The sequence below is a fragment of the Pandoraea sp. LA3 genome, from assembly GCF_022696215.1.
GTDB classification, from domain to species: Bacteria; Pseudomonadota; Gammaproteobacteria; order Burkholderiales; family Burkholderiaceae; genus Pandoraea; species Pandoraea capi.
This window is the reverse complement of the sequence record NZ_PTPY01000034.1, coordinates 1-22,377: the sequence shown is the minus strand read 5'-3', so window position 1 is coordinate 22,377 and position 22,377 is coordinate 1. Positions and strand designations below refer to the sequence as shown.

At 63.7% G+C, this 22,377-nt stretch carries 20 protein-coding genes; 8 read left to right on the top strand and 12 right to left on the bottom strand.

The annotated features are described in order from the left end of the window. Window positions 1–136: 136 nt before the first annotated feature. The 3 genes from C5N93_RS14305 to hppD all read right to left on the bottom strand — a co-directional run bounded on the left by C5N93_RS14305 (window position 137) and on the right by hppD (window position 4,205). Window positions 137–1,333: an amino acid aminotransferase gene (locus C5N93_RS14305; RefSeq protein ID WP_242559785.1), complete on the bottom strand. Its 1,197-nt coding sequence runs from the start codon at window positions 1,331–1,333 to the stop codon at window positions 137–139. 231 nt (window positions 1,334–1,564) lie between these two features. Continuing rightward, window positions 1,565–2,950: an amino acid permease gene (locus C5N93_RS14300; RefSeq protein ID WP_242559784.1), complete on the bottom strand. Its 1,386-nt coding sequence runs from the start codon at window positions 2,948–2,950 to the stop codon at window positions 1,565–1,567. Between the two features lie 181 nt (window positions 2,951–3,131). Then, the gene (gene hppD / locus C5N93_RS14295; RefSeq protein ID WP_069340440.1) at window positions 3,132–4,205 is read right to left on the bottom strand and encodes a 4-hydroxyphenylpyruvate dioxygenase; all 1,074 of its coding nucleotides are present in this window, start codon (window positions 4,203–4,205) and stop codon (window positions 3,132–3,134) included. 276 nt (window positions 4,206–4,481) lie between these two features. Between hppD and C5N93_RS14290 the strand changes: the two genes are divergently transcribed. Together C5N93_RS14290 and leuA are read left to right on the top strand one after the other, a co-directional pair. Further along, the gene (locus C5N93_RS14290) at window positions 4,482–4,958 is read left to right on the top strand and encodes an Lrp/AsnC family transcriptional regulator (RefSeq protein ID WP_150721936.1); all 477 of its coding nucleotides are present in this window, start codon (window positions 4,482–4,484) and stop codon (window positions 4,956–4,958) included. Between the two features lie 291 nt (window positions 4,959–5,249). Further along, window positions 5,250–6,962 carry a 2-isopropylmalate synthase gene (gene leuA, locus C5N93_RS14285; RefSeq protein ID WP_242559783.1) on the top strand — a complete coding sequence of 571 codons (1,713 nt, stop codon included), beginning with the start codon at window positions 5,250–5,252 and terminating at the stop codon, window positions 6,960–6,962. Window positions 6,963–7,125: 163 nt separating this feature from the next. Here leuA and pcaF read toward each other — a convergent pair whose 3' ends face one another. The 3 genes from pcaF to C5N93_RS14270 are packed head-to-tail and all read right to left on the bottom strand — an operon-like array spanning window position 7,126 to window position 9,674. Next, entirely contained in the window at window positions 7,126–8,328 is a 1,203-nt protein-coding gene (pcaF, locus tag C5N93_RS14280) for a 3-oxoadipyl-CoA thiolase (protein WP_242559782.1), read from the bottom strand. Beyond that, on the bottom strand, window positions 8,325–8,972 hold the full coding sequence (locus tag C5N93_RS14275) for a 3-oxoacid CoA-transferase subunit B (protein WP_242559781.1): 648 nt from the start codon (window positions 8,970–8,972) through the stop codon (window positions 8,325–8,327). Before C5N93_RS14275 ends, pcaF begins: the two co-directional genes overlap by 4 nt. A 24-nt stretch (window positions 8,973–8,996) precedes the next feature. Continuing rightward, complete coding sequence (locus tag C5N93_RS14270; RefSeq protein WP_150721940.1) at window positions 8,997–9,674, bottom strand: 3-oxoacid CoA-transferase subunit A; 678 nt, start codon at window positions 9,672–9,674, stop codon at window positions 8,997–8,999. A gap of 302 nt (window positions 9,675–9,976) precedes the next feature. Between C5N93_RS14270 and C5N93_RS14265 the strand changes: the two genes are divergently transcribed. Next, the gene (locus C5N93_RS14265) at window positions 9,977–10,795 is read left to right on the top strand and encodes an IclR family transcriptional regulator (RefSeq protein ID WP_242559780.1); all 819 of its coding nucleotides are present in this window, start codon (window positions 9,977–9,979) and stop codon (window positions 10,793–10,795) included. Window positions 10,796–10,902: 107 nt separating this feature from the next. On the opposite strand, the gene C5N93_RS14260 is transcribed toward C5N93_RS14265, so the two are convergent. The 3 genes from C5N93_RS14260 to C5N93_RS14250 form a co-directional block, all read right to left on the bottom strand. Then, complete coding sequence (locus C5N93_RS14260) at window positions 10,903–11,121, bottom strand: DUF2783 domain-containing protein (protein ID WP_069340163.1); 219 nt, start codon at window positions 11,119–11,121, stop codon at window positions 10,903–10,905. Between the two features lie 82 nt (window positions 11,122–11,203). Then, window positions 11,204–12,937 carry an FAD-dependent oxidoreductase gene (locus C5N93_RS14255; protein WP_242559779.1) on the bottom strand — a complete coding sequence of 578 codons (1,734 nt, stop codon included), beginning with the start codon at window positions 12,935–12,937 and terminating at the stop codon, window positions 11,204–11,206. A 143-nt stretch (window positions 12,938–13,080) separates the two neighbouring features. Then, complete coding sequence (locus tag C5N93_RS14250) at window positions 13,081–14,040, bottom strand: MBL fold metallo-hydrolase (protein ID WP_069340161.1); 960 nt, start codon at window positions 14,038–14,040, stop codon at window positions 13,081–13,083. Between the two features lie 266 nt (window positions 14,041–14,306). Here C5N93_RS14250 and C5N93_RS14245 point away from each other — a divergent pair, with 266 nt between their 5' ends. From C5N93_RS14245 to C5N93_RS14230, 4 genes are all read left to right on the top strand, one after another. Beyond that, the gene (locus tag C5N93_RS14245) at window positions 14,307–15,152 is read left to right on the top strand and encodes an IclR family transcriptional regulator (protein WP_242559778.1); all 846 of its coding nucleotides are present in this window, start codon (window positions 14,307–14,309) and stop codon (window positions 15,150–15,152) included. Further along, window positions 15,149–16,018 (top strand): IclR family transcriptional regulator, encoded by an 870-nt coding sequence (locus C5N93_RS14240; RefSeq protein ID WP_242559777.1) that lies wholly within the window; start codon window positions 15,149–15,151, stop codon window positions 16,016–16,018. The genes C5N93_RS14245 and C5N93_RS14240 overlap by 4 nt, the downstream gene beginning before the upstream one ends. A 273-nt stretch (window positions 16,019–16,291) precedes the next feature. Further along, window positions 16,292–17,671: a histidine-type phosphatase gene (locus C5N93_RS14235; protein ID WP_242559776.1), complete on the top strand. Its 1,380-nt coding sequence runs from the start codon at window positions 16,292–16,294 to the stop codon at window positions 17,669–17,671. 48 nt (window positions 17,672–17,719) lie between these two features. Then, a complete protein-coding gene (locus C5N93_RS14230) occupies window positions 17,720–18,427 on the top strand; it encodes a hypothetical protein (protein WP_242559775.1) in 708 nt (235 codons plus the stop codon). A gap of 64 nt (window positions 18,428–18,491) precedes the next feature. Here C5N93_RS14230 and C5N93_RS14225 read toward each other — a convergent pair whose 3' ends face one another. After that, entirely contained in the window at window positions 18,492–18,872 is a 381-nt protein-coding gene (locus tag C5N93_RS14225; protein WP_242559774.1) for a tautomerase family protein, read from the bottom strand. An 85-nt stretch (window positions 18,873–18,957) separates the two neighbouring features. On the opposite strand from C5N93_RS14225, the gene C5N93_RS14220 reads away from it, so the two are divergent. Continuing rightward, entirely contained in the window at window positions 18,958–19,815 is an 858-nt protein-coding gene (locus C5N93_RS14220; RefSeq protein ID WP_242559773.1) for a LysR family transcriptional regulator, read from the top strand. A 119-nt stretch (window positions 19,816–19,934) separates the two neighbouring features. On the opposite strand, the gene C5N93_RS14215 is transcribed toward C5N93_RS14220, so the two are convergent. Together C5N93_RS14215 and C5N93_RS14210 are read right to left on the bottom strand one after the other, a co-directional pair. Further along, the gene (locus tag C5N93_RS14215; RefSeq protein WP_242559772.1) at window positions 19,935–20,366 is read right to left on the bottom strand and encodes a hypothetical protein; all 432 of its coding nucleotides are present in this window, start codon (window positions 20,364–20,366) and stop codon (window positions 19,935–19,937) included. A 256-nt stretch (window positions 20,367–20,622) separates the two neighbouring features. Further along, window positions 20,623–22,002: an MFS transporter gene (locus tag C5N93_RS14210; protein ID WP_242559771.1), complete on the bottom strand. Its 1,380-nt coding sequence runs from the start codon at window positions 22,000–22,002 to the stop codon at window positions 20,623–20,625. Between the last annotated feature and the right edge of the window lie 375 nt (window positions 22,003–22,377).

The window sequence follows — 22,377 nt, the reverse complement described above, 5'->3', positions numbered from 1 at the left end:
AGCGTCGGAATGCATGATGGATGACGCATAAAAAAAGGGACGGCAGTTGCCGTCCCTTTTTCGTCAGCGTTCGATCGGTGTTCCGTCGACGCCCGGGTCATTGCCTTGACCGGGTTTCCCCCGTTCCCGCAGATCCTCAGCCGTTCAGCACCTTGGCGATGCTCTCGGCCACCACGGCAACGTTGCTCTCGTTCAGACCGGCCACGCACATACGGCCCGAGCGGATGAGGTAGACGCCATGGGTTTCGCGCAGCACATCGACCTGTGCGGCCGTCAGACCCGTGTAGGTGAACATGCCGCGCTGTTCCAGATAACGCGTGAGCATGTTGTCCGGCACGTGACCGCGCAGACCTTCATGGATGGCGCCGCGCATGCGGGTGATGCGCTGGCACATCGCCGAGAGTTCGTCTTCCCACGACTTGCGCAGCTCCGGCGTGCTCAGCACCTTCGCGACGATCTTCGCGCCATGCGTCGGCGGGTTGCTGTAGTTCGAGCGCACGGCGCTCGTCAGTTGACCCAGCACACGGTCGGCCGCTTCCGACGATTCGCAGATGACCGACAGGCCGCCGCAACGCTCGCCGTACAGCGAGAAGTTCTTCGAGAACGAATTGGCGACGAAGGCCGGCAGACCCTGACGCGCCAGTTCGCGAATCACGAACGCATCGGCGTCGATGCCCGAACCGAAGCCCTGATACGCCATGTCGACGAAGGGCAGCAGTTCGCGCTGCTTGATCACTTCGATCAGTTGCACCCATTGCGCGTCGTTCAGATCGACGCCGGTCGGGTTGTGGCAGCACGCGTGCAGCAGCACCACGCTGCGTGCCGGCAGCTTGTCGATGGCGTCGACCATCGCTTCGAATTGCAGGCCGCCGGTGGCTTCGTCGTAATACGGGTACGTATTCACGGTGAAACCGGCGCGCTCGAAGATGAAGCGGTGGTTGTCCCACGTCGGATCGCTCACCCACACCTGCGAATCCGGGAAGTAGCGCTTGATGAAGTCGGCGCCGACCTTGAGTGCACCCGAGCCGCCGAGCGTCTGCACGGTGGCGATGCTGCCGTTCTTGCGCGCCGGCGAATCTTCACCGAACACCAGACCTTGCACGGCGTCGCGAAAGTTGGCGAAACCGGCCATCGGCAGATACGGCTTCGGACCGACTTCGGCCAGCAGCAGGGCCTCGGCCTGACGGACCGCATTCATGACCTGCAGACGTCCGGCGTCGTCGTAATAGATGCCGATGCTCAGGTTGACCTTGTTGGTACGCGGATCCTTCGCGAAGTTTTCGTTCAGCGAGAGGATCGGGTCACCGGGATAGGCATCGATGTGTTCGAACATGGCAGTTCCTGAAAAAACGAAAGAAAGTCGGTGATGCGGGCGCATAAGCGCCGGGCCAGCCCCTGCCCGAGCGCGGTGCCGGTCATGGACTGCGGAGGACGTCGGACGCAGTTTGGCGTCCGGCGTCGTCGGTTGCCTCAAACGACTGATGATACCGCTAGTGCGGCACTGCCGGGTGCGCCCCGGGCGGCAGACGCCCGGAGCGGCATGGGGTGACGCGTTGACTGATATTTAACGCGTTGCGCTGACCGGAACCGGGGCGGCGCCGTTTTTCTGACGCAGGCGGTACCCGATGCCCAGCGCGACCAGCCACACCGGAATCAGATAGACGGACAGGCGCAGATCGGGGATCAGGTACATCACGACCAGAATCCCGGCGAGGAACGCGAGGCAAAGGTAGTTCGTGAGCGGATAACCGAGACTCCTGAAGATCGTGGTCTGCCCGGCGCGCGCCTTGGCACGGCGAAACGCGAGGTGAATCACGCTGATCATCGCCCAGTTGATGATGAGGGCCGAGACGACCAGCCCCATCAGCAGTTCGAACGCCTTGCCCGGCATGAAGTAGTTGATCACCACGCACACGGCGGTCGCGGCGGCAGACACGCCGAGCGCGGCCAGCGGAATGCCTCGGGAATTGACCTTGAGCAGCGCGCGCGGCGCATTGCCCTGACCGGCCAGACCGTAGAGCATGCGGCTGTTGCAGTACACGCCGCTGTTGTAGACGGACAGGGCGGCGGTGAGCACCACGGCGTTGAGCACGTGCGCGACGAAGTTGCTGTTCAGCTCATGGAAGATCAGCACGAACGGGCTGCCGCCGGTCACGACTTTCTCCCACGGGTACAGCGAGAGCAGCACGCCGAGCGCGCCCACGTAGAAGATCAGAATGCGGTAGATGACCTGATTGGTGGCGCGCGGAATGGTGCGCGACGGATCGTCCGCTTCCGCTGCCGTAATGCCGACCAGTTCGAGCCCGCCGAAGGAGAACATGATGACGGCCATCGCCATGACTAGACCGGACACGCCATTCGGGAAGAAGCCGCCGTGTTGCCACAGGTTGGCGACGCTCGCTTCGGGGCCGGCGTTGCCGGAGAAGAGCAGGTAGCCGCCGAACCCGATCATGCCGACGATGGCGGCGACCTTGATGATGGCGAACCAGAATTCCATCTCGCCATACGACTTCACGCTGGAGAGATTGATGGCGTTGATGATGCCGAAGCACACGAGTGCCGAGACCCACGTGGGAATCGCGGGCCACCAGTACTGCACGTAGATGCCGACGGCGGAGAGTTCTGCCATCGAGACCAGCACGTACAGCACCCAGTAGTTCCATCCGGACACGAAGCCCGCGAACTGACCGCAATACTTGTTGGCGAAGTAACTGAACGAACCGGCGACGGGTTCGTCGACGACCATTTCGCCGAGCTGTCGCATGATGAAGAAGGCGACGATGCCGGCGATGGCGTAGCCCAGCAGAACGGAGGGGCCGGCGGTCTTGATGGTTTGGGCGATGCCGAGAAAGAGGCCGGTGCCGATCGCGCCACCTAGCGCGATCAATTGGATGTGACGATTCTTCAGGCCGCGGTGAAGCGAGCCGTCTTGTGCTGCATTGGCGGACATGTCGTTCCTTACCCTATCGTTACCCTGCGGCGCGGTGCTTTGCGCAATGCTCTCTTTTCGTTCGGTCGGAACGAACCGGCACCGTTGAGCCGCCACGGCGCGGCGCTTATGACGCCGTCACCGTGTCCTTTGGGATCGTCCGCGCAATCGCGTGTGCGGACGACCACGTCTGCCCCGGAACTCAGACCTTGAGCGTGCCGCGTTCGATCTGGTCGCGTTCGAGCGATTCGAACAGCGCCTTGAAGTTGCCTTCGCCGAACCCGTCGTCGCCTTCGCGTTGAATGAATTCGAAGAACACCGGGCCGAGCAACGTCTTCGAGAAGATTTGCAGCAGCAGACGCGGCTTGCCGTTCTCGGTCGTGCCGTCGAGCAGAATGCCGCGCGCCTTGAGCTCGCCAACCGGCTGACCATGACCCGGGAGACGGGTTTCGAGCGCATCGTAGTAGAAGTCGTTCGGCGCGGTCATGAGGTCGACGCCTGCCATTTGCAGGTTGTCGATGACCTGGATCAGATTGTCGGTGAGGAAGGCGATGTGCTGAATGCCTTCGCCGTTGAAGGCCATCAGGAATTCTTCGATCTGGCCGCTGCCCTTGGCCGATTCCTCGTTCAGGGGAATGCGGATTTTACCATCGGGCGCCGTCATGGCCTTGGACGCCAGGCCCGTGTATTCGCCAGAAATGTCGAAGTAACGGATTTCGCGGAAGTTGAACAGCTTCTCGTAGAAGTTGGCCCAGTAGCTCATGCGGCCACGATAGACGTTGTGCGTCAGGTGATCGATGAGGCGCAGGCCGTGGCCGACCGGATGACGGTCGACGCCTTCGAGGTATTCGAAATCGATGTCATAGATCGACTTGCCTTCTTCGAAGCGGTCGATCAGATACAGCGGCGCGCCGCCGATGCCCTTGATGGCGGGCAGACGCAGTTCCATCGGCCCCGTCTCGATCTCGACGGGCTGCGCGCCGAGTTCCAGCGCACGGGCGTACGCCTTGTGCGAGTCTTTGACGCGGAATGCCATGCCGCAGGCGCTCGGGCCATGTTCGGCCGCGAAGTAGGCCGCTTCGCTGTTCGGCTCGCGGTTCACGATGAAGTTGACTTCGCCCTGACGGTACAGCAGCACGTCCTTCGAGCGGTGCCGCGCGATGAGCGAGAAGCCCATCTGTTCGAAAATCGGTTCGAGGACATTCGGCGTGGGGGAGGCGAATTCCACGAATTCGAAGCCCATCAGTTGCATCGGGTTGTCAAACAGGTCGGCCATGATCGTCTCGGCTTGGTGAAGTGATTTGCAGGGATGACGGTTGACCTCACAAGGGAGAAACAAAATTGTGTTTGCCTGACCGATGGGTCGGGATATCACAATTCGTTCGTTCCGGGTGTTGGAACCCTTGCCGTTTCTCGCTTTGTGAGTGACTTTGCGTCATTTCATGAGGGGCAGTGTAAGTGCGCCGGGACAAAATAGGATTTCGTAACTGTGCTAGGGAAACCCTAGGTTATGCACTAATATTTCTGCATTGGCATTCGATGGGAAATAAAAGTGCGTGACATTGAGATGGACCGGATTGACGTACGTTTGTTGGGGATCTTGCAGTCTCACGGGCGGATTTCGAATCTCGAACTGGCCGAAGCGATCAAGCTGTCGCCGGCGCAGACACTGCGCCGTCATCGCCGTCTCGAGGAACTGGGCGTGATCAAGGGGTATGACGCCCGGCTCGACGCACAGCGCCTCGGACTCGGCGTGGTTGCCTTCGTCCACGTGACGATGGAGCGCGGCCATATCCGCGACCTGTCGAACTTCAAGGGACTGGTCGCGGAGCTGGCGCAGATTCAGGAGTGCTTTTCCGTGACGGGCGACATCGACTACGTGCTCAAGGTCGTGGCCCGCGATCTGAAGGCGCTGTCGGACTTCCTGCTCGATACGCTCATGCGCATTCCTGGCGTGAGTGCCGTGAAATCGAGCGTCTGTCTCGATGAAATCAAATGCACTTCTGCCGTGCCGCTGGAGGCGCGGTGAGGTGATGTCGAGGGAGGAGGCGACACATCATGGTTGACAGCGTCCGAAAATCTGTGCTCTCATGTGCCACATGATCACCGCGCAATTCTCCCTCTCGCTACGACTACTAGCCCGCTCCACCGGGCTTGGTCCGTTGCTGCGCGCGTGCATCGTCTGAATTCCTCACTGAAGCACCGCTGATTTTCCCCAGTTACGCCGACCTGAGCCCCGGTTCATCCAACCGGAGGTCGTAGCTTATCTGCGTCTGTGCGTCGTCCGGTTGACACTTTTGCTGACAATCGAGACACCGCCATGTTGAAGAACCCTGCTACGAAGTACCGCCCGTTCACCCCGGTCAACATCCCCGACCGACAGTGGCCGGGCCGCACCATCACGCGTGCTCCGATCTGGATGAGCACCGATCTGCGCGACGGCAATCAGGCGCTCTTCGAGCCGATGGACGCACAGCGCAAGATGCGCATGTTCAAGACGCTCGTGGCGATCGGTTTCAAGGAAATCGAAGTGGCGTTCCCGTCGGCCTCCGACACCGATTTCAACTTCGTGCGTGAGCTGATCGAAGGCGGGCACATCCCCGACGACGTCACCATCGAAGTGCTCACGCAAGCCCGCGACGACCTCATCGAGCGTACGTTCGCTGCCCTCAAGGGCGCCCCGCGCGCCATCGTCCACCTCTACAACGCCACCGCGCCGGAATTCCGTCGCATCGTGTTCAACCTCGACCAGCCGGGCGTGAAGGCGCTGGCCGTGTCGGCGGCGAAAACGATCAAGCGCTGCGCTGACGCCGCCCCGGAAACGCATTGGACGTTGCAGTACAGTCCCGAGACGTTCACCGGCACCGAGCTCGAATTCGCCAAGGAAGTTTGCGACGCCGTCTTCGACGTATGGCAGCCGACGCCCGAGCGCAAGAGCATCGTCAACTTGCCTGCGACCGTCGAAATCGGCACGCCGAACTACTATGCCGACCAGATCGAGTGGATGCACCGCAACCTCGCGCGTCGCGATTCGCTGATTCTCTCCGTGCACCCGCACAACGACCGCGGCACGGCCGTGGCCGCCGCCGAGCTGGCCGTGATGGCCGGTGCCGACCGCATCGAAGGTTGCCTGTTCGGCAACGGCGAGCGCACCGGTAACGTCGATCTCGTCACGCTCGGTCTGAATCTGTACACGCAAGGTGTCGACCCGGGCCTCGACTTCTCGAACATCAACGAGATCGCCCGCACGTCGGAAGAATGCACGCAGTTGCCGGTGCACCCGCGTCATCCGTATGTCGGCGACCTCGTGTTCACCGCGTTCTCGGGTTCGCATCAGGACGCCATCAAGAAGGGCTTCGCCGTGCAGAAGCCGGATGCCATCTGGGAAGTCCCGTATCTGCCCATCGACCCGAGCGACCTCGGCCGCACGTACGACTCGATCATTCGCGTGAACAGCCAGTCGGGCAAGGGCGGTATCGCGTACTTGCTGGAGCAGGCCTATGGCGTGCAGATGCCGCGTCGCCTGCAAGTCGATTTCAGCTCGGCAGTGCAGCGTCACACCGATGAGACGGGCGCGGAAGTGAGCGCCTCGCAGATCTGGGAACTGTTCCAGAGCGAGTACGTGTCGGCGAGCGAGCCGGTCGCGTACGTCGGTCACACGCTCTCGGAGCGCGACGGCCGTCAGCACATCGCCGTGACGATCGACATCCACGGTCAGCGCACGACGGTGTCGGGCGCCGGCAATGGTCCACTCGACGCGCTGATGAACGCCATGCGCACCCCGGTTCGCGTGCAGCACTACGAGGAACGCGCGCTGACGCAAGGTGCCGATGCACGCGCCATCGCGATTGCGGAAATGTCGGGGGAGACCATCGTGGGCAGCGCTTTCGGCGTGGGCATCGATGTCAACCTGACGACGGCTTCGATTCGCGCCGTGATCAGCGGCATCAACCGCGCTTACGGTCGTAGTGATGCCGAGGCACAAGCCACGTTCTTCGACGCAGTGATGCGCGACGTCGCGAAGGCCGTCTGAGCCGCGCGAACGTCAGAGAACGACAGGAAGGACTGAAGGAGACCTAGGGCAGAGACGCCCCACCCGGCACTGATCGTGCGGATGAGACGTCGGGAGCGGCGTGGCGAGACTTACCGGATCTCGCGTGCGCTCCCGGCCCTGAAACATCGGCGGTGAGGTTGTCTTACACCGCTTCGATGGCGATAGCGATGCCCTGGCCGACCCCAATGCACATCGTACACAGCGCGAAGCGTCCACCCGTGCGCTTGAGCTGATACATCGCCGTCGTGACCAGACGTGCGCCGCTCATGCCGAGCGGATGGCCCAACGCAATGGCGCCACCGTTCGGATTGACGCGCAGATCGTCGTCGGCCACACCGAGTTGTCGCAACACGGCCAGGCCCTGGCTCGCAAACGCTTCGTTGAGTTCGATGACGTCGAACTGATCGAGCGACATACCGAGCCGCGCGAGCAGTTTTTGCGTTGCGGGAGCCGGACCGATGCCCATGATGCGCGGTGCCACCCCTGCCGTCGCCATGCCCAGTACCCGGGCACGCGGCGTCAGGCCGAAGCGCGCCGCACTCGCCTCGTCTGCCAGCAGCAGTGCGCAGGCGCCGTCGTTGACGCCAGAAGCGTTACCGGCGGTCACGGTGCCATCAGGGCGTACCACGCCCTTGAGTCTGGCGAGCGCTTCCATGCTCGTCGCACGCGGATGTTCATCGCGATCCACAATGATCGCTTCGCCCTTCTTCTGGGCGATGGACACCGGCGTGATTTCCTCGGCCAGCGTGCCGTTCGCCTGAGCGCGCGCGGCCTTCTCCTGCGAGCGCACCGCAAAGCGATCCTGATCTTCACGGCCGATGCTGAAGTCGGTCGCCACGTTCTCGCCCGTCTCGGGCATCGAATCCACACCGTACTGCGCTTTCATCAGCGGATTGACGAAGCGCCAGCCGATGGTCGTGTCGTAAATCTCCGCCTGACGCGAAAACGCGCTCGCCGCCTTGCCCATCACGAACGGGGCACGGCTCATGCTCTCCACGCCGCCGGCGATCATCAGGCCCGCTTCGCCCGCCTTGATCGCGCGCGCCGCCGTGCCGATGGCGTCCATCCCCGAGCCGCACAGGCGGTTGATCGTCGCGCCCGGCACGTCTTGCGGCAGGCCCGCCAGCAGCGACGACATGCGCGCGACGTTACGGTTGTCTTCACCGGCCTGATTGGCGCAGCCGTAGATCACGTCGGCCACTTGTGTCCAGTCGACGTTGGCGTTGCGCGCCATGAGCGCCTTGAGGGGGATGGCGCCGAGATCGTCGGCACGCACCGACGACAGCGCGCCGCCGTAGCGACCGATGGGGGTGCGGATTGCGTCGCAGATAAAGACTTCACTCATTGGTTTACTCCATTAAGTAGCGCCACACCGCTCAGGCGTTGCAGTTCGTCGAACGACAGCCCCTCGACCATGTCGATGACACGCAGTCCATCGGACGTCACGTCGATCACCGCGAGGTCGGTGTAGATGCGCGTCACGCATCCCACACCCGTGAGCGGATACGTGCACTGCTCGACGATCTTGCTTTCGCCTTGCTTGGTCTGATGTTCCATCATCACGAAGACCTGCTTGGCACCGCTCGCGAGGTCCATCGCGCCGCCGACGGCCGGAATCGCATCGGGTGCGCCGGTGTGCCAGTTGGCGAGGTCGCCGGTCTTCGAGACCTGGAACGCGCCGAGCACGCAGAAGTCGAGGTGGCCGCCGCGCATCATCGCGAACGAGTCGGCGTGGTGAAAGAACGCGCCGCCCGGTTTGAGCGTGACGGGTTGCTTGCCGGCGTTGATGAGGTCTTCGTCCTCTTCGCCCTTGGCGGGGGCCGGGCCCATGCCGATCACGCCGTTCTCGCTCTGGAGAATGATCTCCTTCTCGGCGGGCAGATGATTGGCGACGGCCGTGGGCAGGCCGATGCCGAGGTTCACATAAGCGCCGTCAGGAATGTCCTGGGCAACACGGGCGGCCATCTGGTCGCGGGTCAGTCGGTTCATGTCTTGCTCCGGTTCAGATGGGGATCAGGCGCGCGCCGCGCTTGGGACCGCGACAACGCGCTGCACGAAGATGCCGGGCGTGACCACGGCTTCCGGATCGAGGTCGCCGAGTTCGACGACTTCGTCCACCTGAACGATGGCGCACTTGGCCGCCGTGGCCATGATCGGGCCGAAGTTGCGGGCGGTCTTGCGATACACGAGGTTGCCCCAGCGGTCGCCCTTGAGCGCCTTGATGAGTGCGAAGTCGGCGTGAATCGGCGATTCGAGTACGTACGACTTGCCGTCGATCACGCGCGTTTCCTTGCCTTCGGCCAGCAGCGTGCCGAAGCCGGTCGGGGTGAAGAAGCCGCCGATGCCGGCGCCGGCCGCGCGAATGCGCTCGGCGAGGTTGCCCTGCGGCACCAGTTCCAGCTCGATCTTGCCCGAGCGGTAAAGACCGTCGAACACCTGCGAGTCGGTCTGGCGCGGGAACGAACAGATGATCTTGCGCACGCGCCCGGCCTTGAGGAGTGCGGCCAGACCCGTTTCGCCGTTACCGGCGTTGTTGTTGACGATGGTCAGCTCGCGCGCGCCCTGTTCGATCAGGGCGTCGATCAGGGCCGACGGCATCCCGGCGTTACCGAAGCCGCCAATCATGATCGTCGCGCCGTCGTGAACGTCCGCGACCGCGCTGGCGAGCGAGTCGTAAATCTTGTTGATCACACGTGCCTCCTGGGCAATTCCATCATTTCCATGGGGTCGCGGGCGGATACCCGCGCCCTGCTGCCTGTCTCCCGGGCGATGGCGTCTTGTCCGGCGGCATCGTTCGGTTCACAATGTTCTTATAGCGAACAAATATTCGCTATAAGAACAGCGTAAGCGTTCCCTTGTCGGGCGTCAAGCGAGGGGCGTCCCGGAGACCGGCGGATGTGCACGCCGTGAGATTGCCTGTCTCGTGCGGTAGAACAGGCGACGCAAATCCTTTACGCTTGCCGTTCACGCGAAGATTGCCAACCCTCTGATACATGACCTCTCCCACGACCGGCCCTGCCGACCCCAACGAACCGACCGACCCGGCTGACAAGAAGCCGGGGGACTCCTACGTGCAGTCGTTTGCGCGCGGGCTGGCCGTGGTCAAGGCATTCAATGCGGCACGTCCGGCGCAGACGCTCTCCGAGGTGGCGCAAGCCTCCGGTCTCACGCGCGCCGGTGCACGCCGCATTCTGCTTACGCTCGAAGCACTGGGTTACGTGCGCAGCGAAGGGCGGCTGTTCCGTCTCACGCCGCGCATCCTCGACCTCGGTTTCTCGTATCTGACGTCGATGCCGCTGTGGAATCTGGCCGAACCGTTCATGGAAGCGCTGGTGCAGCAGGTGCAGGAGAGCAGTTCGGCCTCGGTGCTCGATGGCGACGATATCGTCTATGTGTTGCGTGTGCCGGTGCGCAAGGTGATGTCGATCAACCTGTCGATCGGCAGTCGTCTGCCGGCGTGGTGCACGTCGATGGGACGCGTGATGCTCTCGGCGCTGCCCGACGCCGAACTCGACGCCGTGCTGCGTCGCGCCGAGTTACGTCAGCACACCGGGCGCACCGTCACGGACATCGACACGCTGCGCGCGCGCATCCTCGACGTACGCGCGAAGGGATGGGCGCTGGTCGATCAGGAACTGGAGGAAGGGTTGATTTCGATTGCCGCGCCGATCCGCAATCGCGCTGGTCAGGTGATCGCAGCGATGAACGTGAGCGGTCAGGCCAACCGGACGTCTGCCGCCGAGATGGAGGCGAAGTTTCTCGCGCCGCTGCAACAGGCTGCGCAAAAGATTTCGCAGATGGTGGTGGTGTAACGTCTGCCAGTGGCGGACGTTGTCATGGCCGTCACCGCGGCGACACCGACAGCGTCAACGAAAAAGGGGCGCTCCATTTGGGGCGCCCCTTTCGCTTCACTGGCAGCTTACTGCGCAGCGGTGTCCCGCTGACCGAGCGCCCCGGCGCGTGCGAGACGTAGCGCCGAGAGCAATGTGTCGTGGTCGCCGACCTGATTGGCGAGCAAAAGAATCAGTTGGGCGTTGGCGGCCTGACTCTGTGCATCGTCGAGATCGCGATGCATGTCGATCAGCGCTTCGTAGAAATCGTCGGGGCGCGTCAGACGCGGTTGGGTATCCAGTGCCATGAAGTGTCTCCTTCCTGCCAAATGCTTGCGATTTGTCGCGTGATCGGTCACGAGGACCGACGCATCGCCGTGCTATCTCTCGTCATGCCGCGCATTGCAGCGGTGCCATTTGCGGCGCCGTGCGACCCAACGCGCGTTCGCGGGCCGCAGCAATCGCGCTCGCGTCAACCTTGCGCCAGCGTGCGCAGACGTGCTGATCGGGACGAATCAGATACACCGTGCCGGGTGCGGCGTCATAGCGCTGTGCGGCCAGCCCTTCCGAGTCGTGCCAGACGCTGTGTGTGTCATGCGCGTCGAGTGCAGCCTCGGCATCTGGCGTGACGAACACCGGCACGACGGGCACGTTGTCGCCGGCAAGCGCTTCAAGAGAAGCAAGCACCGACGCATCGAGCGACGACGGCGAGCCGAACACCAGCGCGACGAAGCGTCCGCCCAGGCGGGGCAAGAGCCAGCCTGCCTGCGCGTGACGCGAGAGCGGTGCATCGACGCACGCGGCCCCCGGCGTCATGCGCCCGGCGAACGTGTCGCATTCAGCGGTGTTCAACGTCGACTCTTGCAGCACGGCGGGCACGGACAACCGTCCGCTGTTGACCAACTGACGCGCAAACGCATGGTCGCGGGCGAGGGTGAGCACCGCGTCGCGGAACACGCGCGACACCGGGCTCTTCGGCGTGATGAAATCGGTCGAGCGTGTCGAGTTGCGGATGTTTTCGTCGGCCGCGTATTCGCGTTCACGGGCGTAGGTGTCAAGCAGGGCGTCGGGCGCGTGGCCCGCGAGCACGAGCGCGAGTTTCCACGCGAGATTCTCTGCATCCTGCACGCCGCTGTTCGCGCCGCGTGCGCCGAAAGGCGACACGCCGTGCGCGGAATCCCCGGCGAACAGCACGTGGCCGTGGCGGAAGTCGTCCATGCGCAGACAGGCGAACGTGTAGACGCTGACCCACTCCAGCGTGAATTTGGCGTCAGGGCCGAGCAGTGCCTGCACGCGGGGAATCACGCGCTCGGGGGCTTTCTCGGCGACGGGATCGGCGTCCCATCCCAACTGGAAGTCGATACGCCAGACATCGTCCGGCTGGCGATGCAGCAGGACCGACTGATTCGGATGGAACGGCGGGTCGAACCAGAACCAGCGCTCGGCAGGGAAGTCCGCCGTCATCTTCACGTCGGCGATCAGGAAACGATCCTTGAACGTGCGTCCGTGGCTGTCCACCCCGATGAGCTTGCGCACGGGGCTGCGCGAACCGTCGGCGGCGACCACATAGCGTGCGGTCGTCCGGTATTCGCCGTCCGGCGTCTCGACGGTGAGGGTGACGCTGGCGTCCGGCGTACCGGGCGTGCCCTGCTGCGTGAGACCGACGACCTTGTTCTTCCAGCGGATCTCGATGTTCGGCAACTCGCGTGCGCGCTCGAACAGATAGCCTTCGACGTAATACTGCTGGAGGTTGATGAAGGCCGGACGATGGTGCCCCGCTTCGGGCAGCAGATCGAAGTTGTAGACCTCCTGATCGCGCAGGAACACGCGGCCGACATTCCACCGCACGCCTTTTTCCACCATGCGCTCGCCGCAGCCGAGGCGGTCGAAGATATCGAGCGTGCGCTTGGCGAAACAGATGGCGCGCGAGCCGGTCGAGAGCGTGCAGTCATCGTCGAGAACGATCACGGACACGCCTTGCTGCGCGAGGTCGATGGCCGTGGCGAGGCCGATCGGGCCGGCGCCGACCACGATGACCGGATGTACCGCGTTCGCGCCGTTGTCGGACTGTTCCGCGCACGGCCGATAGTCGAACGTGAGGCGCTGGTAATCGATGCTGCTCATGCAAAGTCTCCATCGTCGGCACCGCACCGGCGGTTGCGCGCCGGCGGGTGACGTTTTTCTACTTCTGCTTTGGCTTGGTGCTTATCGTGTGCGGCGCGGCATTCGGGCTCGCGCCGGGGTTCGTGCCAACGAACTCAGTCCTGTCAGTCTTGCAGGGCGGCCCACATTTCCTTGTCGCGCTGTGCCGTCCAGATGCGCGGATGCGTGATGCCGGCCGCTTCATCGAATGCGCGCGTCACGTCGAACGGCAGGCAGTGTTCGTAGATGAACACGTGCCCGAACTTCGGATCCATCTTGCTGCGCGTGAGCGCCATCGCGCCCTTGAGGTCGAGCTTCTGTTCGACGGCCTGCTTGCCGGCTTCGAACAGCGTCGTCACGAAGTCCTTGGTGTAGGCGAGGCCCTTGGCGACTTCTTCAGGCGTCACGAGTGCCGGACCGCGTCCCGGCACCAGCTTCTCGGCGCCGAGTGCACCGAGCGCGTCGAGCGTGGCGGGCCACTCGGCCAGTTGGGCGTCGCCGGTGTAGCAGGCGGCGTCGTATTCGACGAGATCGCCCGAGAACAGCACCTTTTGCGACGGCACCCACACCACGGTGTCGCCCTTCGTGTGACCCGAGCCGAGGTGCGCGATCTTCACTTCGAGCTTGCCGAGGAACAGCGTCATTTCCTTCTCGAAGACGAGCGTCGGCCACGTGAGGCCCGGCACCGTCTCGACACCTGCGAACAAACGCGGAAAGCGCTCGATTTCCGACTTCATGTCGGCTTCGCCGCGCTCGACGATCATCTCGTACGTGCCACGGCTGGCGATGATCTGCTGCGCGCCTTCTTCGAAGTAGGCCGATGCGCCGAGCACACGCACGGCGTGATAGTGCGAGAGCACCACGTACTTGATCGGCTTGTCGGTGATCGTGCGGATCTTGGCGATCAGGTCCTGCGCCATGGCGGGCGTGGCCGTCGTGTCGACGATCATCACGCCGTCGTCGCCGATGATGACGCCGGAGTTCGGATCGCCCTCGGCGGTGTACGCCCAGGTGTTTTCCGACAGTTGGGTGAACGTGACCTTCTTGGCTTCCAGGTCGGCTTGCGAGGCGAATGCTTTGGCCATGCTTGTCTCTCTCTTATCTCGTCTGCGGGGATGGTGCTGCTGGATGAGGGCATCTTACGAAACGCCCAGAATATTTGTCAATGACAAATCTTATTGTTATTTGCTAATGTTGCGGCGTGAGCCATCGCGGGACGTTTTCATCGCGGGTTAAGCACGGGTTAAACGCGGGTTTACCCGGCGACGTTGGGTGAATAGGCGAGAGCCTGCGCGCCGACTTGTTTAAAATCTAGGCCATTTTTCCGAGGGAGCCTGTCTCCCAAGACTGCATGAACCGAATTCCGATGGACGGCGCGGCCGATGCCGCAAGCCAGTCCGAATCTGGCCAGCCGGGCCGTGGCTCGCGCGGCGTACAAAGCGTGGATGTCGCGGCGCGAGTGCTTCAGGCGCTGGCACAGGCGCGCCGCCCGCTGGGGCCGGGTGATCTGGCATCGCTTGCGGGTCTGCCGCCGGCGCAGGCGCATCCGTATCTGGTGAGCCTGACGCGGCTCGGCCTGCTCAAGCGCGATCCGATGTCGGGGGATTACGCCCCGGGCCCGATGACGTTGCGTCTCGCGCTGCTGCATCTCGAAAACGATTCGGCCTATCGCGCTGCGGTGCCCCGCGTGGTGACGTTCGCCCGCGAAACGGGTTTCTGTGTCGCGATCTGCACCAGCGCACCGCAAGGGCCGGTGGTCGTGCACGTCGAGCGCGCGGCGTTTCCGTTGCATGTGAACCTGCACGTGGGCTCGGTGATGTCGCTCACGACGACGTCGACCGGCCGCGCGTTCTGCGCCTTCACGCCGAGGGATCGATGGCCGCAGGCATGGCACGAACAGATGCCCGATTCGGTCGGGATGGCCGACGAGTGCAGGCGTTTCGACACGCTGCTCGACGAGACGCGTGAACACGGCATGTCGCGCAGCGTGAACGCGCCGAGTCCGTCGGTCAGCAGTCTGTGCGCCCCGGTGTTCGATGCGAGCGGACGTCTTCGACTGGCGCTCACCGCCATCGGTCCGACGGCGGCGCTCGATGTCGCATGGGACGGTGCGGCGGCTGGCAACCTGCGGGCGACGGCGGCTGCGATCGCGTCGCAGATCGATGCCTTGGGCGAGCGCGTGGAGTCGGTGTCATGAGCACGACCGCGAAACCGCAGCGCGGCATTCAGGCGCTGGAGAGCACGGGTATCTTGCTCGAAGCGTTGGTGACGGCAGGGCGTCCGTTGCCGCTCAACGCACTCGCACGCGAAGCCGGCATGGCGCCGGCAAAGGCGCATCCGCATCTGGTGAGTTTGCAGCGCGCGGGCTTGCTGTCGCGCGATGCGAGTGGCAATTTCGAAGCGGGTGGTCTGAGTCTGGCGCTCGGGCTGATGGCGTTGCAACGTCTCTCGCCCACCGGGGAGGCCGAGCCGGAAATACTCGCGCTCGCGCAGGCGACCGGGTTGTCGGCGGCCATGGCGGTGCTCGGGCCTGTCGGGCCGACCGTCGTTCGGCTGGAAGAGGCGATGCGTCCGCAGCACGTGAGCTTGCGCATCGGTACGGTGCTTTCGCTGGTGAACACGGCCATCGGACGCACCTTCGCGGCTTTCCTGCCCGAGCCGGTGCTCGACGGCCTGCTCGCGCAGGAGCCGGTGCGCATGGCGGGCTTGGGGGCTGAATCCAGCACTGAATCCAGCGACGATGCGTGCACGGTGAAGCCGCCTGCGGATTACATCGCCCGGTTGTCGACGATTCGCGATCAACGTTTCGACACGGCGCTGAGCAATCCGGTCCCCGGCATCGATACCATCGCCGTGCCGGTGTTCGATCACACGGGCGAGGTCACGCTGGTGCTTGCGCTGATGGGGTCGACGGGCAGCTTCGAGACAGCGTTCGACGCAGAGGCATCACAGGCCTTGCGCGCGGCGGCGCATCGGCTGTCGTGGCGATTCGGCGCGGTGGGGCGGATGGAGCGGGTGGCCCGGATGGACCGGGTGGACCGGGTGGACGATAGGGGCAACTGATCGGCGGTCGCGGATTCCGGTGCAGATGCCGATGTGAATGCGTCGGATCCCGAAATCGACGTATTTCCGCCACGCTCGCGAGCCGTGTGCGGTCGCGTCACGGGACGCACGGTAAGATGGACGCCAACGCCGTCCCCGTCACCCCGACCTGCCGCCATGACTGCTGCCCCGAATCGTGTGATGACTCGTGATTCCGTTCGCTTTGCCGATGGGCCGGAGGGCCGTCGAGTGCATGACGGCCCCCTGACGCTTCCCGCCATCGTGCAGCGGCGCATGCCATGGCGCACAGGCGTTGCCGCGCTGATCATCGCCGGTGTGCTGAGCGCCTGTACGACGTCAGCCCCGCCGCCGGGGGGTCCGGCAAAACCGCCTGAGTCGGCGGCTCGCATCGACGGCATGCCCGCAGACTGGACACTTGTCTCGACGGTGATCGTCAGTCGTCACGGCGTTCGTTCCCCGACGCATGCCCATCCCCCGTTAGACAAACTGAGCCCCGATGCGTGGCCCGGCTGGCCGGTGCCTGCGGGCTATCTGACGGCGCGCGGCGGTTCGCTCGCCGAGCGCATGGGACGGTACTACGGCGACTGGCTGCGCGCGCGCCGGGTGCTGCCCGATAACGCGTGTCCGGCGCCGGGCACCGTGTACGGCTGGGCCGATATCGATCAGCGCACGCGCGAGTCGGGCAATGCGTTGTTGCAGGGGATTGCGCCGGGATGCGACATGCGAACCTCGCATCAGGCCGATCTCACGACTTACGATGCCGTGTTCCAGCCGGTGGCGGCGGGCGACTGTTCGCTGGATCCGGGCGCGGCACGCGGCGCCATCGACGCGCGTCTGGCGCCCGACGGCGTGGCGGGCCTCAACAAGCGCTACGCCGCAACGATCGCGCGCGTGGGCGAGGTGCTGGACTACGCGCACAGTCCGGCGTGCGGCGCATCGGGTGACTGCAAGCTGGAGGATGTGCCAACGCGCCTGCGTGTGGAGGGCGACGGCAGCGGCGTGACGCTGCGCGGCGCACTCGGCAGTGCTGCGAAGGCGTCGGAAGTCTTCCTGTTGCAGTACGGCGAGGGGTTGCCGGATAACGCGGTCGCATGGGGGCGCATTCGTGACGACAAGGACTGGGCGCTGCTGCTCGAAGCCCACAACGCGCAGCGCGATCTGCTGAACAAAACGCCGTACCTTGCGACGACGAACGGCACGCCGCTATTGGCGACGGTGCTCAATGCGCTCACGCGCGCCGAGACGGCCGGTGCACCGCCGCCTGCCCCGGTACGCGGACCGACATTGCCTGTCGGCAACCGTGTCTACGTTCTCACGGGGCACGACACGAACATCGCCAACCTCGCCGGCATGCTGAAGCTCGACTGGCGCCTGACCGATCAGCCGGACAATACGCCGCCCGATGGCGCGCTGGTCTTTTCGCTGTGGCGCAATCCGGCGGGCGAGCCTTTCGTTCGTGTGGAGATCGTGTATCAGTCGATGCATCAGTTGCGTCATCTCACGGCGCTTTCACTGGATGAGCCCGCTAAACGCGAAACGCTGTCCATGGCCGATTGCAACGATGGGCCGGACGCCAAGGCGTGTAAGTGGTCGACGTTTGCACAGCGGGTCAGGACCTCGCTGTCGCCCGCCTGTCTCGAAGGCGTGAAGTAACGCGCGAAGTCAAACTCATGTAAGTGACCACGCAAGGGGGAGTCAGCGATGCACAAGATGATTCGAATCACGCCCGCCGCTGTCATGTCGTTCGTTGCTATGTTCACGCCGCCCGTATATGCCGACACGACGGTAAGTTCGACCTCCGAATTAGTGAAAAGCGAAAAGGCGATGCAGTATGTGTTTTCCGAGCGGGCGATGCTGGTGATGTACCAGCTCGGCGTTGAGGAGGACAAGAAATTCAATCTGCAAACGGACTGCAAATCGAAGTATCAGGTGAAGCCCGTCGGCGCGGTGCTGCTCAAGCCAGTGACGTTCCCCGACGGCGAACAGAACCCGAGATCGGGTGTTTGGCTCACGCGTTATCAACTGGCCCGCTGTGGAGACGCCAAGACCTACAACGCGGTATTCGTTGCCGACGCCAATGGCGGCAATCCGGCACCGACGCCGTTCTATCCGGGCAGTCCGCGCGGCGGTCCCGTGCTGGTTCAGGAGGCGGTGATGTCAGCCGTCACGACTGCGCTCGCCAAGTCGGGACAGTCCGGTTGCCGCAAGGTGGAGGCCTTCGACATGAAAGTGACGCAGCAGCCTCACGACGTTGTCGAAGGCGGCAGGACACTCAAGGGCGTCTGGCGTGAGCGTTGGACGTTCCGGGTCTGCGGGCAGATGGTCGACGTCGACATGACCTTTACTCCCGACACTGACGGCGGCGGAACCTCCTTCAAGAGCGAGTCGGTGAAGCCGGCGCAGGGCTAGCGTCGAGCTTGAGTGAGGGGCGCCGATGTGCCCTCCGTTGGCAACACTTGCGTATCGAATCCACTCAGGCGTAGTGCGCCACCCCATTGCCTAGCGACCAGTTCTCCTTCACGACCTCGACGAGGTTCACGAACACGTCTTCCTTCCGAATGCCGGGGTTCTCGGCTAGCAACGCGACGATGCGTTGAAACAGCGCCTTCTTCTGTTCCACGGTGCGCGTGTTGTTGGCGGTGATCTGGATGAACACGAGATCATCGCTTCGACTGACGTCGAGATACGACTTGCCGTAGCGGAAGTTGGCGGCGTCGTGCTCGGTCAGCACCATGAACTGGTCGTCGTCCGGCACGTTGAACGTCTCGCGCAGGGCGTTGTAGACACCGTCGAAGATGGCCTGGCGATAAGCCTCCGGCTTGCCGGAGCGCAATGCAATGTTGACGAATGGCATCGTGGGTTCTCCCCCCTTGTGGATTCATTTCATCTTAACTATGCTTTTTGCTTATTGATGATTATTTCAAAAATAAGCGCCTGAAATGATTGAGCGCCCTCTCGACCTCGATGCCGTCAAAGCCTTCGTCTGTGTTGCCGAGTTAGGCAGCTTCACGCGTGCCGCAGAGGCCATGCAGACGACGCAAGCCGCCGTCAGTCTGAAGTTGAAGCGACTCGAAGACCGGCTGGGTCTTCGGCTCGTCGAACGCACGCCCCGGTACGTGGAGCTTTCCGCAAACGGGGTGACCTTTCTCGAACATGCCCGCGAGCTGCTCGATGCGCATGATCGCGCGCTCGGCGCGTTTGCGGGCGCCCGGCAGCGGCTGACGATCGGCGTGAGCGATCACGTGGCCGGGCCTGAACTTCCCGCGCTGATCGCGCGAATGAACGCACAGGATCCGGAGTTGATGATCGAAGTGCGGATTGCGTCGTCGGGCGATCTGTTGCAGAGCTTCGACCGGCGCGAGCTGGATACGGTGATCGTGCGCTTGCATGCCGGTCGGGTCGACGGCGAAGTGCTTGCCGAAGAAAGCCTCGGCTGGTTCGCGGCGCCCCACTGGCAACACCGGGCGGACGAACCGTTACCGGTGGCCACGCTCGCTGAGCCGTGCGGTGTGCGGGCGATGGCGGCGCGATTGCTCGATGCCGCCTCGATACCGTGGCGCGAGGTCTTCGTCGGTGGCGGCATCCCGTCGGTAGCAGCCGCCGTCATGGCGGGCCTCGGCGTCGCGGCGATGGCGCCCCGGATGTTGCCCTTCGGCGCGCTCGACGTCGGCGCGAAACTCGGACTGCCAGAAATACCCCGGCTGCCCGTGCTGCTGCACACGCGTGTCAAAGCGGGGCGTGAGCACGATGCGTTGATCGCCCTGTCAGCGGCGTTTCGCAGTGTCGTGAGAGGGTAGTCGACTTACGTCGACGCCGGCACTCGGGACGACAGATGCTTCGCACGACGACATCGTCGACGCGATGCCTTGCCGCATGCTTCCCGGCGCGAGGCGCGAGGTCGGCGCCTCACGACATCTCAATGAATCGCCAGCGCGTTCGCCTGTGCGTTGGCGACGCCTGCCGCCACATTCACACCGATGTTGCCCGCCGCGCCCATCAGGGCACGATCGCCGAGCGAGGCGTTCATTGCGCCCGTCACCGTCGCCGCATTGCGAATCGTCTGACGGGTATCGACGGAAATGTTCGACGCGTTGGCCAGCACGATCTGATTCGACTGGACGTTGAGAGCGCCCGCAGCAACGTTCACGCCGAAGCTGCCGTGAGCGTCGCGCAGCGCATCGGCGCCGAGCGTGGCAACGGTGCCCGAGCGGCCGTTGAAGACCGCGTCGGTGGCGATGGTCTGGCGGGTGGAGAGTTGAACGACGTTGACGTCGTCGGGGGTAGCAGCGAAGGCGGGCGCGCAAACGGCGGCCAGCACCAGAGCACTCAGCAAAGCGAGACGCGGCATGTTGGTCTTCCCCAGATCGTCCGTTGGGACGGATATCTGGATAACGGCGCCCGAGGCGCTCGGGTTGAATGATTTTTTCGTGTACCGCGTACGCGTCGGGCAATCATTGTTGTGCCCCTGCGCCGACGTGTGCTGCACCGAAAGCCGCAGTCGTTCCCGTGACCGCTGCGGCGCGCATTCTCGCATGACGGCACGCCGCTGTGCCGTCATGCCTGCACGCCCGAATGCCGCTATCGGGCGTGCTTGACGCGCGAGATCAAGCCGGTTCTCCCGCGCCGTTCGCCAATCCTGCGGAATGGTTTTTTGACTGCGCTGCGGCCTGCTGCTGCACCGACGCCGATTTCTTGTGGTCGATGAGCAACACGGCAATCACGGCGATGACGGCGGGAATGGCGATCGCCATAAAGTTTTGCTGCAACGGCAGCGACATGCTCACGAGGATACCGATCACGATCGGCGCGAGAATCGCGCCGCTGCGACCCACGCCCGAGGCCCAGCCGATGCCCGTGCCGCGTGCGGCCATCGGGTAGAACTGACCGGCGTAGGCGTACGTCACGATCTGCGTGCCGATGGTCGACGCGCCCGCGAGTCCGACGAGCACGAACAGCACCGGCGCCGGCACCTTCACGCCGAGTAGCGTGATCGACACGGCGGCGAGCGCGTACATGCCCACGAGCACGTACTTGATGTTGAAGCGATCCGCGAGCCAGCCGCCGCCGATCGCGCCGAGCATCGCACCGAAGTTCAGCACGAGCACGAACGTGAGCGCGGAGCCCAGGCTGTAACCGGCACTTGCCATGAGCTTCGCGAGCCACGAGCTGAGCGCATACACCATGAACAGGCACATGAAGAACGCCACCCACAGCATGACCGTGCTGAAACCGCGACCGTCCTGAAACAGACGCGAGAGCGGGGCAGCCTGTTTGCGATCAGCGCTTGGCAGTGCGAACTGATCACCCGATTGCGCGACGTAGTCCGGCGCGAGACGGCCGAGCACTTGTCTCAGGGCGTCGAGGCGGCCGGTGCGGATCAGGAACGGCATCGATTCGGGCAACGCGCGCATCGCGAACGGCACGAGCAACGCAGGCAGACCCGCAGCGAGAAACACCGATTGCCAGCCATACGATTCGATCAGGCCCTTGCCGAGCAGTGCGGCCAGCATGCCGCCCACCGAGTAGCCCGAGAACATCAGCGTGACGAGCGTGCCACGCAGTCGACGCGGCGAGTATTCCGTCATCTGCGCAACGACGATGGGCATCACGCCGCCGATGCCGACACCGGCGAGAAAGCGCGTAACCGAGAAGCTGATGGGCTCGTGTGTGAGGCCGGCGGCCGCGGTGAAGAGCGAGAACATCAGCACGCAGATGGCGATGGCTTTGCGACGGCCGATGCTGTCGGCCACCATGCCCATCACGATCGCGCCGAACATCATGCCGAACAGGGCCGCGCTGACCATGAAGCCGGCGCTGGTCGCGTCGACGTTCATCGCTTTCATGATCGATGGCAGCGCAATGCCCGCCACCGCGAGGTCGTAGCCGTCGAAGATGATGATGAGGGCGCACCAGAGCAGGATGCGTCCGTGATAGCCATTGAAGCGCGCTTCGTCGGCCAGATGGTGTACGTCGATGTGTCGCATGCGGGTGTCTCCATAACGAATCCGCCCTCCGTCGAAACGCGGAGGGTTCTTTGGAATCTTTTTATGACCGACGCAAGCGGCACCGAGGCCGAGCCCCTTCGACGACCGGTGACCGGCGTCGATGAAGCAAACCACCTCTATGCACAACGGGGGTGGCTATTCATGCAATATTGTGCATGCAGTAAACGCGAAATGCCCATCGACTGCAAGGCAAATTTGCAGTGGCTAGGGTTTTACATGAGAAAACTAGATTCGTAAGTGCCTGTTTAATTGAGGTGGATGACAGTCTTCGGGGGAGGGAAAGTGGGGCGGAAAAAACTGACCCCCCCCCACGAAATAAATAAAAAAAATTAATTGATAAAAAAAACAGACGGG

Bases quoted from the DNA above. Each gene is read 5' to 3' on its own strand.
- C5N93_RS14245 (WP_242559778.1), top strand. From the start codon at position 14,307: ATGAACCGAATTCCGATGGACGGCGCGGCCGATGCCGCAAGCCAGTCC.
- C5N93_RS14240 (WP_242559777.1), top strand. From the start codon at position 15,149: ATGAGCACGACCGCGAAACCGCAGCGCGGCATTCAGGCGCTGGAGAGC.
- C5N93_RS14215 (WP_242559772.1), bottom strand. From the start codon at position 20,366: ATGCCGCGTCTCGCTTTGCTGAGTGCTCTGGTGCTGGCCGCCGTTTGC.
- C5N93_RS14250 (WP_069340161.1), bottom strand. From the start codon at position 14,040: ATGGCCAAAGCATTCGCCTCGCAAGCCGACCTGGAAGCCAAGAAGGTC.
- leuA (WP_242559783.1), top strand. From the start codon at position 5,250: ATGTTGAAGAACCCTGCTACGAAGTACCGCCCGTTCACCCCGGTCAAC.
- C5N93_RS14230 (WP_242559775.1), top strand. From the start codon at position 17,720: ATGCACAAGATGATTCGAATCACGCCCGCCGCTGTCATGTCGTTCGTT.
- C5N93_RS14225 (WP_242559774.1), bottom strand. From the start codon at position 18,872: ATGCCATTCGTCAACATTGCATTGCGCTCCGGCAAGCCGGAGGCTTAT.
- hppD (WP_069340440.1), bottom strand. From the start codon at position 4,205: ATGGCCGACCTGTTTGACAACCCGATGCAACTGATGGGCTTCGAATTC.
- C5N93_RS14235 (WP_242559776.1), top strand. From the start codon at position 16,292: ATGCCATGGCGCACAGGCGTTGCCGCGCTGATCATCGCCGGTGTGCTG.
- C5N93_RS14265 (WP_242559780.1), top strand. From the start codon at position 9,977: ATGACCTCTCCCACGACCGGCCCTGCCGACCCCAACGAACCGACCGAC.
- C5N93_RS14300 (WP_242559784.1), bottom strand. From the start codon at position 2,950: ATGTCCGCCAATGCAGCACAAGACGGCTCGCTTCACCGCGGCCTGAAG.
- C5N93_RS14220 (WP_242559773.1), top strand. From the start codon at position 18,958: ATGATTGAGCGCCCTCTCGACCTCGATGCCGTCAAAGCCTTCGTCTGT.
- C5N93_RS14305 (WP_242559785.1), bottom strand. From the start codon at position 1,333: ATGTTCGAACACATCGATGCCTATCCCGGTGACCCGATCCTCTCGCTG.
- C5N93_RS14275 (WP_242559781.1), bottom strand. From the start codon at position 8,972: ATGAACCGACTGACCCGCGACCAGATGGCCGCCCGTGTTGCCCAGGAC.
- C5N93_RS14260 (WP_069340163.1), bottom strand. From the start codon at position 11,121: ATGGCACTGGATACCCAACCGCGTCTGACGCGCCCCGACGATTTCTAC.
- C5N93_RS14210 (WP_242559771.1), bottom strand. From the start codon at position 22,002: ATGCGACACATCGACGTACACCATCTGGCCGACGAAGCGCGCTTCAAT.
- pcaF (WP_242559782.1), bottom strand. From the start codon at position 8,328: ATGAGTGAAGTCTTTATCTGCGACGCAATCCGCACCCCCATCGGTCGC.
- C5N93_RS14255 (WP_242559779.1), bottom strand. From the start codon at position 12,937: ATGAGCAGCATCGATTACCAGCGCCTCACGTTCGACTATCGGCCGTGC.